At 42.5% G+C, this 2,984-nt stretch carries 3 protein-coding genes; 1 reads left to right on the top strand and 2 read right to left on the bottom strand.

What is annotated here, in order from left to right:
* Window positions 1-190 precede the first annotated feature (190 nt).
* Window positions 191-928: a TPM domain-containing protein gene (locus HWQ41_RS20125; protein ID WP_292766571.1), complete on the top strand. Its 738-nt coding sequence runs from the start codon at window positions 191-193 to the stop codon at window positions 926-928.
* 81 nt (window positions 929-1,009) lie between these two features.
* Here the strand turns inward: HWQ41_RS20125 and HWQ41_RS20130 are convergent, their stop codons facing one another.
* The gene (locus HWQ41_RS20130; RefSeq protein WP_292766573.1) at window positions 1,010-1,393 is read right to left on the bottom strand and encodes a DUF4346 domain-containing protein; all 384 of its coding nucleotides are present in this window, start codon (window positions 1,391-1,393) and stop codon (window positions 1,010-1,012) included.
* Between the two features lie 388 nt (window positions 1,394-1,781).
* Window positions 1,782-2,963: a GNAT family N-acetyltransferase gene (locus tag HWQ41_RS20135; RefSeq protein ID WP_292766575.1), complete on the bottom strand. Its 1,182-nt coding sequence runs from the start codon at window positions 2,961-2,963 to the stop codon at window positions 1,782-1,784.
* Window positions 2,964-2,984 lie beyond the last annotated feature (21 nt).

Here is a 2,984-nt window from a genome sequence, read left to right on the forward strand (position 1 = left end):
GCGGGAAGGGGAGCAAGAGCGGATGGCGGGGTGGGGTTCCGGGTATTATGCTTAATTGCCCAGACAATCATATAAAATATATATCTGCTGGCAATACCAGAAATTTCATCCTGTAGAAAATCGGGAACGAGGTGATTTTTGCAGTGGTTCTGTAGTATTTTTGGTGCAAGTCTGTCTTAGGGATCACACGATGAAACAGCTCCTCAAACAAGTATTTAGCAGTCAAAAACACCTCATCCGGCTAATTTTACCTTTGGTGACGGTTATTTTAGCAGCCTCGCTGTTTGCCGCACCTGCTTTAGCTACAGGTGTGTATCAAATACCCAACCTCACAGCAGGGAATGACACCTGGGTTTTGGATCAAGCTGAAGTGATCAGCCGTCTGAATGAAGGTAAGATTAGCAGCGCTTTCGAGGATTTGGCAAAGCAAACAGATAAGGAAGTCAGAATTGTTACTGTTCGCCGCCTCGACTACGGTGAGACACCGGAAAGCTTCACCAAAGAACTGTTTGAAAAATGGTTTCCTACAAAAGAAGCCCAAGCTAATCAAACTTTATTGGTTATTGATACAGTTACCAATGGTACCGCCATTATTACTGGCGATCAAGTCAAGCCTTTACTCACTGACTCCATTGCCGAGAGTGTAGCTACTGAAACAGTAAGTGTGCCGTTACGCAATGGTAACAAATACAATCAGGCATTTCTAGATGCTAGCGATCGCCTTGTCGCCGTTCTCTCTGGCAAAGCCGATCCAGGCCCACCCAAAATAATTGACAATGTGCAAGTAGAAGGCACCTTCAAGAAAGCAGAAGAAACCAACCAAGGTAACGCTACTGCTTGGGTGGTAGGATTGTTAATTGCCGCCACCGTTATCCCAATGGCGACTTACTATATCTATCAGATAAATCAGCCATCATCTAATGGCTAATATGAGAGTGAGGAGTTTAAAATTTTGAGTCGTGAATTTCTAGCTTTTAACTCTTAACTTTTAACTCCTCACTCCTAACATTTAATCCTGAACATACTCTTGCCCTGTGAGTAAAGCCACCTCAGCCCGGACAAATTCTCGACCCAAATAAGCTGCATGATCTAATTGAGTTAGAGGAGGGGGCTGAGTTTCTTCAAAAATCTTCACGCAAAGTTCTTTCGCTGTCCTTGCGCTAAAAACTGTCGTGTGAGTTCGTTCTACCTTTTTTCGCGCCGGAATTACCTTCCCCGTTTCTGGATCGACAGCTAAACCGCGATCGTCAATCACATTTGTAAAATGCTTGGCATAAATTAACCCTGCGTCTCGATCCAAGTAAATAATGAAATATCCACCGGGATCAAGGTCAATATGACGTTGGGAAAGTTTATCATCAATTGCGGCTAAATTTTCAACCATCAAATCCATAAGCATTATAAAAATAAATTTTCTTTCTTCAGGGTTTTTACACTCTATATCAAGTGTAATTCCTATCTTCCTTAGTCTTATTGATATCTTTCAGATATTTTTGATTCCTTTTACTTAAAAGCAAATCAGAAATTTTGTTATAAATTATACTTTTATCATAGAACTATAGCAACCATATTAGTGCATGAATTTACTGAAGCCATAGTTATAAAAAAACTTCTCGATAGGAGTCCTGCAACAGCTAACAATGAAAACCCAGCGGCAGAAATATCGTCTCGATCGCTAAGAGTTTAATTTCACAATTTTGAAAAGAAGGAAAGTAAGCATCTGTTTGCCGAATAAAGCTGAATTATTCGGCAAACTCTGTTACGAAAGTACTTCCTTTTGCTCAAGCATTTTTCTCACTAAATGGCAACTCTGCATTAATTGCCTCAATCTCCTGCTGTTCGAGTTGATTCACTTCCTTAATATAGGGACGTATTATTTGTCCTAAACGATTATTGTAAAAGCGGTGCAGACTGTGATTGGGCATAGCGGGGAAACCACGGCGTTTTTTGTGACGCCCGCCCGCGCCAGGGTCAAAAATTTGGATGCCGTTAGCGATCGCCCACTCAATTGGCGCATAATAGCAAGCATCAAAATGTAAGCAATCTATTTCTTGAAAACTCCCCCAATAGCGTCCATAGAGTTTGTCATCTTTAAACAAACAAAAGGACATTCCTAAAGGATGAGAGTTATCTTGTTCGCTATATGCAGCAACAAACAAGACTCGATGGCGATAATCGGTGTATAGCTGCTGAAAAAATCTCTGTGTGAGATACTTGCTACCCCACCAGCCAAACTTATCACAGGTGTCTGCATAGAACTGGTGCATCAAAGGAAACAAAGACTGAGGAATTTGATCACCAGTTAGCGGTTGCAATCGTAAACCTGCTTTCTCCACAGCTTTGCGTTCCCGCTTGATATTGCGGCGCTGATTGGCGTTAAACACTTTCAAGTAGTCATCAAAAGTTTTAAAGCCAGCATTTTCCCAAACGTAGCTGTGGTGCAGCCAAGTTGTAAAGCCATGCCGTTCCAGCATCGGACGCCATTGGGGATCGACATAGAGAAAATGACACCCAGAAATTCCATTTTTGGAGCAAAAAGTGTCAATTTCATGCACCATCATCGCTGTGATTTCATCTTCATCTTCTCCTGGGGCGATTAAAAACCGATAGCCTTCAGCTGGGGTAAATGGTGTCATTCCCAGCAATTTTGGGTAATATTGGACTCCAATGCGATCGGCTAACTCTGCCCATTGGTGATCGAAAATAAATTCACCAGAACTATGTCCTTTGAGATAAAGTGGCGCAGCCGCAATCAGCGTTCGATCTCGCCACAATGTCAAGTGATTTGGCAACCAACCAGTTTTAGCCGTAGCACTCTGGGAGGTTTCGAGATTGTTCAGCCACTCCCATTCTAAAAACGGCGTTTTGAGTGGCATTGCCAAAGCATTCCAGGCATTTTGGGGTACTTCAGCGATTTTGTTCGTCCAAACGACAGAATAGCGAGGCTTAAGTTGTTCCACTATTAGGGGGACTGGGGATTGGGG

It is taken from the genome of Nostoc sp. NOS(2021) (assembly GCF_017115025.1).
Classification (GTDB): domain Bacteria; phylum Cyanobacteriota; class Cyanobacteriia; order Cyanobacteriales; family Nostocaceae; genus Nostoc.